This is a genomic window from Corynebacterium sp. HMSC036D02 (assembly GCF_001836165.1).
Taxonomy (GTDB): domain Bacteria; phylum Actinomycetota; class Actinomycetes; order Mycobacteriales; family Mycobacteriaceae; genus Corynebacterium.
Genome location: NZ_KV827674.1, coordinates 36831 through 43644, shown reverse-complemented (window position 1 = coordinate 43644; position 6814 = coordinate 36831). Strand labels below are relative to the sequence as shown.

The 6814-nt window shown below is 60.4% G+C and carries 6 protein-coding genes and 1 tRNA gene; 2 read left to right on the top strand and 5 right to left on the bottom strand.

Annotated features, from left to right (window positions below):
- Positions 1 to 172 precede the first annotated feature (172 nt).
- Complete coding sequence (gene aceE / locus HMPREF2743_RS05015) at positions 173 to 2929, bottom strand: pyruvate dehydrogenase (acetyl-transferring), homodimeric type (protein ID WP_070447484.1); 2757 nt, start codon at positions 2927 to 2929, stop codon at positions 173 to 175.
- A gap of 173 nt (positions 2930 to 3102) precedes the next feature.
- On the opposite strand from aceE, the gene HMPREF2743_RS05010 reads away from it, so the two are divergent.
- Both HMPREF2743_RS05010 and HMPREF2743_RS05005 read left to right on the top strand, forming a co-directional pair.
- Entirely contained in the window at positions 3103 to 3540 is a 438-nt protein-coding gene (locus tag HMPREF2743_RS05010; RefSeq protein WP_046647091.1) for a DUF3052 domain-containing protein, read from the top strand.
- A gap of 113 nt (positions 3541 to 3653) precedes the next feature.
- Positions 3654 to 3729: transfer RNA gene (locus HMPREF2743_RS05005), tRNA-Val, on the top strand.
- Between the two features lie 37 nt (positions 3730 to 3766).
- Here the strand turns inward: HMPREF2743_RS05005 and HMPREF2743_RS05000 are convergent.
- The 4 genes from HMPREF2743_RS05000 to HMPREF2743_RS04985 form a co-directional block, all read right to left on the bottom strand.
- The gene (locus HMPREF2743_RS05000) at positions 3767 to 4915 is read right to left on the bottom strand and encodes a site-specific integrase (RefSeq protein ID WP_070818311.1); all 1149 of its coding nucleotides are present in this window, start codon (positions 4913 to 4915) and stop codon (positions 3767 to 3769) included.
- A gap of 212 nt (positions 4916 to 5127) precedes the next feature.
- Positions 5128 to 5706, bottom strand: a complete 579-nt coding sequence (locus HMPREF2743_RS04995) for a hypothetical protein (protein WP_070818310.1) — start codon at positions 5704 to 5706, stop codon at positions 5128 to 5130.
- The gene (locus tag HMPREF2743_RS04990; protein ID WP_141761395.1) at positions 5703 to 6080 is read right to left on the bottom strand and encodes an ImmA/IrrE family metallo-endopeptidase; all 378 of its coding nucleotides are present in this window, start codon (positions 6078 to 6080) and stop codon (positions 5703 to 5705) included. The genes HMPREF2743_RS04995 and HMPREF2743_RS04990 overlap by 4 nt, the downstream gene beginning before the upstream one ends.
- Complete coding sequence (locus HMPREF2743_RS04985) at positions 6073 to 6693, bottom strand: helix-turn-helix domain-containing protein (RefSeq protein ID WP_141761394.1); 621 nt, start codon at positions 6691 to 6693, stop codon at positions 6073 to 6075. The genes HMPREF2743_RS04990 and HMPREF2743_RS04985 overlap by 8 nt, the downstream gene beginning before the upstream one ends.
- Positions 6694 to 6814: the final 121 nt, after the last annotated feature.

Here is a 6814-nt window from a genome sequence, read left to right as displayed (position 1 = left end):
TATAGATGCATTCACCGCCTGAACTCGCCTCAAGATCTGGGCAGAACTTTGGCAACAACGACAGTTGGCTCCTGGACTTAAAGCAAGAAGAATGCCCCTCCTGCCCGAGGTGGGGCAGAAGGGGCTGGAGGGCTTGGGGCTTTGACGCTCTAAGCCTTATTCCTCGTCAGACTTAGTCCTCATCGGAGGACGTGGAGGTGGTGGCCGTCGGGTCATCGAGCTTCAGCTCGCGAGCTGCCTTCTCCACGGTGCTGCGCTCCACCTTGCCCTCGCGGGCCAGGCCCTCGAGAACGCCGACGACGATGGACTCGGCGTCGGTGTTGAAGTAGCGGCGGGCGCCCTCGCGGGTATCAGAGAAGCCGAAGCCGTCTGCGCCTAGGACGATGTAGTCACCCGGGACGTAGGGGCGGATCTGCTCCTGCAGGTCCGTGGCGAAGTCGGAGACACCGACGAACGGTCCCTCGAAGCCCTTGAGCTGGGAGGTGGCGAATGCCTCGGTCGGCTCAACGCCCTTGCGCAGTGCTTCCTGGTTGCGGGCGGCGCCGTCGCGAGCCAGCTTGACCCAGGAAGTGACGGAGAACAGCGAAGCCTTGACGTCGTAGTTCTCAGCCAGGATTTCCTGTGCGCGCAGGGCCTCGTACATGCCCACACCGGAAGCCAGGATGTTGGCCGGGATGGAGCCGGACTCGGCGGTGTTGTAGTGGTAGATGCCCTTGTGCAGGCCCTCGACGTCGAGGTTCTCCGGCTCGGCAGGCTGCTTGACCGGCTCGTTGTACACGGTGATGTAGTACATGATCGGCTCGTTGTCCTCGCCGTACATGCGCTCGATACCGCGCGGAACCAGGTGGGCAATCTCGTAGCCGAAGGCCGGGTCGTAGACCTCCACGGCCGGGTTGGTCGACGCCAAGATCGGGGAGTGGCCGTCCATGTGCTGCAGGCCCTCACCGGTCAGGGTGGTGCGGCCGGCGGTCGCACCAATGATGAAGCCGCGGCCCAGCTGGTCGCCGGCAGCCCAGAAGGCATCGCCGGTGCGCTGGAAGCCGAACATCGAGTAGAAGATGTACAGCGGAATCATCGCCTCGCCCTGGGTGGCGTAGGACGTCGCTGCTGCGGTGAAGGACGCTGCAGCACCAGCCTCAGAAATACCCTCGTGCAGAATCTGGCCGTCGGCAGCCTCGCGGTAGGAGAGCATGAGGTCATGATCCACCGGGACGTAGTTCTGGCCGCGCGGGTTCCAGATCTTGAGAGTCGGGAACCAGGAGTCCATACCGAAGGTGCGGGCCTCATCCGGAATGATCGGAACGACGCGCTTGCCCAGCTCCTTGTCACGCATGAGCTCCTTGAAGGTACGCACCAGAGCCATGGTCGTGGCAACGTCCTGCTTGCCGGAACCCTTGCGAACCGAGCGTAGCTTGGACAGATCCGGGGCGGTGAGAGTCTCGAAGTTCTCACGGCGCTCCGGCAGGAAGCCGCCCAGCTCTTTACGACGCTCCAGCATGTACTTGATCTCCGGAGCATCCTTGCCCGGGTGGTAGTACGGCGGCAGGTACGGATCTGCCTCGAGCTGCTCGTCGCTGATCGGGATGCCCTGCTTATCGCGGAAAAGCTTCAGATCCTCCAGCGTCAGCTTCTTCATCTGGTGGGTCGCATTGCGGCCCTCGAAGTTGTGGCCCAAGCCGTAGCCCTTAATGGTGTGGGCCAGGATGACCGTCGGGCGGCCGGTGCCTGCGTAGCTCAGCGCCTTGTCGTATGCGGCGTAGATCTTGCGGTAGTCGTGGCCGCCGCGGCGCAGTGCCCAAATCTCATCATCGGACATGTCCTCCACCAGCTTGAGCGTGCGCTCATCGCGGCCGAAGAAGTGCTCGCGCACGTAGGCGCCGTCGTTAGCCTTGAAGGTCTGGTAGTCACCATCAGACGTGGTGTTCATGATGTTGACCAGGGCGCCGTCCTTATCGGCTTCCAGCAGCTTGTCCCAGCCGCGGCCCCAGACAATCTTGATGACGGACCAGCCGGCACCGCGGAAGAAGGACTCCAGCTCCTGAATGATCTGGGTGTTACCGCGCACCGGGCCGTCGAGACGCTGCAGGTTGCAGTTGACCACGAAGGTCAGGTTATCCAGCTCGTAGAGGGAGGCCATCTGCAGCAGACCGCGGGACTCCGGCTCATCCATCTCACCGTCACCCAGGAAGGCCCACACGTGCTGCTTGGAGGTGTCCTTAATTCCGCGCTTCTCCAGGTACTTGTTGAAGCGTGCCTGGTAGATGGCGTTGATGGGGCCAAGGCCCATGGACACAGTGGGGAATTCCCAGAAGTCCGGCATCAGACGCGGGTGCGGGTAAGAAGGCAGGCCATTGCCCTCACCGCGGGAGTGCTCTTGGCGGAAGCCATCGAGGTCCTCCTCGCTCAGGCGGCCCTCCATGAAGGCGCGGGCGTAGACACCCGGGGAAGCGTGACCCTGGAAGAAGACCTGGTCACCGCCGGAGGGATCATCCTTGCCCTTGAAGAAGTGGTTCAGGCCCACCTCGTACAGCGGGGCAGCGCCCGCGTAAGTAGAGATGTGTCCGCCGACGCCGATACCCGGGCGCTGTGCGCGGTGCACCATGATGGCCGCGTTCCAGCGGATCCAGCGGCGGTAGCGCTTCTCCAACTCCTCATCGCCCGGAAACTCCGGCTCCAGGGAGGTGGGGATGGTGTTGACAAAATCCGAGGACGTCAGGGACGGCAACGGCACGCGCTTTGCGGTAGCGCGCTCGAGAAGACGCAGCATGAGGTAGCGTGCGCGCTCCGGATCGGAAGAATCGAGAAGACCGTCGAGGGAGTCCATCCACTCGCGGGTCTCCTCTGGGTCGGAGTCATGCAGGTATGCTGCCACGCCATCGCGAACGATGGGGAAGTTGGAGTCGCCGTTGTGGGCGTCCAAGTCGGCCATTAAATCCTCCTGGTTCGTAGTACAAAGATCTTTCTCTAGGATACGCGCCCCTTTCAAGGTGGGTCACTCGGAGGCCCCCACGGGTGGTTTTATGGGGGAAAATGTCCACCTCTGGGCAAGATCGGGGGCGGTTCGACGCGAAAAAGTGCACCGTAGACGTTAAAATACTCTGCATGACATCAACGACTTCATCGGAAGGAACTCAGCGAGTGACGGGATTTGCAGCCAAGCTCGGTATCGAGGAGGGCCAGATTGCCCTGGAACTTGGCTGGGACGAGGACTGTGACTCCACGATTTCTGAGTCCATCGAGGACGTGTTGGGGGAGGACTTCCTCGAGGAGGAGACCGACGAGCTGTGTGACCTTGTGCTGCTGTGGTGGCGCGCGGAGGACGGCGACTTGGTCGATGGGCTGGTGGATGCCACCCGTCCCCTGGGTGATTCCGGCCGCATCTGGCTGCTGACCCCGGGCGCTGGAAAGCCGGGCAACCTGGAGCCGGGTGAGATCTCCGAATCCGCACAGCTGGCCGGCCTCGTACAGACCAAGGCCGAGCGCCTCGGCGAGTGGCAGGGTTCGTGCCTTGTGGCCCGTGGCTACACCAAGAAGCCCTAAGGAATAATCGCAGGATATACCTGCTCAGGCGACATTCGCAGCGGCGAATCATACCCCGATTTGTTGCTGCGGGTGCCTATGGGCTAATCTTGTTCGAGCACACCAAGTGCACTGCGGCTTTAGCTCAGCTGGAAGAGCAACTGGTTTACACCCAGTAGGTCGGGGGTTCGATCCCCTCAGGCCGCACCAGGTCAGGGCCACTTTCCACATTCGTAGGAGGTGGCCCTCACGCAATTCCACGACAATTCCACGACATCCCACGAAGCCCCTCATCCATACGGCCCGCCACCTCATCAAGGTCACCATCAAACAAATCCGCATACGTGTCCAACGTGAGCATCGCAGACTTGTGCCCCAACTGCTTTTGCACCGCCTTCACCGACGCACCGGAGGACACCATCAAGCCCGCCGCCACATGGCGCAAACCATGCGGGGTTAGCCGCCCAGGAATACGCCCATCCTCCACACAGCGTTTCACCGCATGAGCGAAGAAAGACGTATGTCCCAACGGGCGCAAGCACCCACCACTAGGACGCTCCCATACAAACTCATCCGGCCCCTTACCTTCAATCGCCCTCTCAATAAGCGGCATAATCGACGCAGGAACCGCCACCGTCCGCTGCTCCCACGACTTCGGCTCCATCGGCACCCACTCACCCGCATCATCACGAGCAATGGCCTGCGCCACCGTCAAACGACGACGCAGAACATTCACATCCCGCACCCTAAGGCCCGCCAACTCACCCCACCGGATACCGCACGTGCCTAGCACCGCGATAATGTCACCACGCGGGCCGCATTCACGCACCAGGGCGTTGAGCTGTTCCTGTGTCAGATACACCTTCACTGGGCCGGGTTTCTTCGGTAGCTTGATACCCTTGGCGGGGTTCTTGCGCATCAACCCGTCATTGACGGCGACTTCTAGAATCTGCATGAGCACCGCATGACAGTTCAGGACGAGGGTTGCTGATGGCGTGCTATCCTCCTCCCCATCGTCGCCGCGCCCGGGGCGGTACTTCTCTATTGACCCTACCCAGGCTTGCACTTCGGACGGCATGATACTGGCAACCTGCCGATGGCCCCACTGGGGTTTAACGTGGTACTCCCACGCGGAGTGAAGCTGGCGGCGGTAGTTGGGTTTCCGAGGTGCGAGGGTGGCCCACCATGCGGCGTGTACTTCCTCGACTTTGATACGCCCGGCGTTGGGGTCGATCCAGTCTTGTTGGTGCATGTGAGTGGCGTTGATGTCCGCCCACTTTTGCGCTTCGTTCTTGGTGCGGAATCCTTGTTTGGTGTGTCTCTTGCCGTCAGGGCCACGGTACTGTACTCGCCACGCCCTACCTTTTGCGGCCTTGTACGACCTAATAGATGCCATTATGCTTTCTCCTTGTTAGCCAGGGCTGAAAGAACGCCCCGGGCGACAACTCCGACCCCAAAACGGGGTTCGTGTTCCGGCCTTTGGTGCTCCTCCACTTCCACATGTTGAGCGCCAGGGCCGGTCTTGTTTTATGCTGTTGCTGGGCCCACATCCCCCCGGTTGGGCCTAGGGTGCCTTCGCGTATTGAGCTCAGCTCCGTGAAGGCATTCCTAGTTCTTGAGGCACTTTTGTGCCGCGCCGGTACCGTCGAACGGTCCGCCGGGGGTTTCCGGCCAGTTGAATAGGGACGCAGTGCCAGACGATGCTGCGGTAATTGGCCCGCCGCCATCTAATGCGGTAGTGAAGTCAGCGGAGAAAGGTTCATCCTCGCCCTCCCACTTGATGCTGGCGGCGACGAAGTTGTTGTCCACGCCCTGGACCATGACTGCTTTTTCGACGGTGGCGTGCGCCCCGTCATCCCACAGGTCACCGTCCATGATGCGGCTCATGGTGTCGTCGGGGACGGGCAGGCATTCCCATTCTTGGCCGGCGTGGCTGACGGTGGGCTGCTCTGGTGCGGCTTCTTCGGTGGGTTTTTCCTCCTCTGGTTGTTCCTCTTCTGGATGCTTTTCGGCTGGCTGCTCTGCCTGCTCCACGGTGGTTTCCTCTGGCTCGCTGGCCTCGTTGTTGGTGCTGCCTTCGCGGAAGAGTGCGGAGACAAACATGATGCCGAAGATGATAAGGGGGAGTACCCACCACTTCTTCCACCACGGCTTCTTAGGCTTCTTGGATGGGGTGCTGTTGGTCATGTGAGAGTCCTTTCATAGAGAGATTGCCAAGTTTTGAGAACTTTGACCGTCACGCCGAGCTCGTGAGCGATGAGTGAAGGTTGTGGTCCGTAGAGTGCTTCTGCTGCTGCGTATTCAGTGGGGGAGACGAGGATGCGGGCCGCAAAGCGGTCGGCGCGTAGCTCGTGTGCCCCGTGGTGGCCGGGCGGGTCACCGTAGTGCGCGTGCCCTAGCTCGTGGGCTAGGGAGCACAGGGTGGTGACATCGTCCATGCCGACGCGCAGGGTGATGGTGTGTTTGTGGGGGAGCCATGCGGCTTTAGGCCCGCCACGGTGCCACCTGATGCGGTAGCCCCGGGCCTGCGCCACGTCGATTAGGGCGTCAAGGTTAATCAATCAAGTCTTCACCTCGTTTCTCGCGCTCTGCCTGCTCGTCGGGGGAGGAGTCAGCGGCGTGCGGGATGCTGTCATCCCACTCCATGACGGTGCCGTCATCCTCATCCGGTAGTGAAGCATGCGGGTCGGACACGACGGATAGATTGTGCGAACCAAGGTTCGTAAGTCCTTGCGCGATTTCGGCCCACTTGTACGGATTCGAATCTGCTTCCAGGGGGCCAGTAAATGCTTGCCATTGTTCGTTGGACATTGTGTCCTTGAGCGTTTTTAAGAGTTGTGTTTCCACGGCGTCAAAACGAACTTCAATCATCTTCTGGGCCTCAAATACATCATTCAGTCTCTTCTCTAACTCTTGAGCGACTTGACGTCGCTGTTGAGCTGAATCGTTTGTTCCCGCCTCTTCCTCGGTTATAAATTCGGCTTCCACAAGAGCTTCTAGAACGTTGAGGTTGAAGGCGCGGGCGAACTTAACGACGAATTCGGGGTCTGCTTTAGCTCCGCTTTTCCAGCGGGTGAAGGCGCTTTGGTTGAAGCCTGCTTTTTTGGCGGCGTCGCGCATTGTCATGTCTCCGATTATGGGCTCGATGTAATCCCACCAGCGTGTTGAACTCATGCCTCTAACCATATTTGCGCACGCGCAAAAGTGCAAGTGATTGTGGCAAAGCAAAGAAAACTTGCGCAGGAACAAACACTGATGTAGTTTCATTTGTGTAAGCCCAAACAGGGTTTGCTAA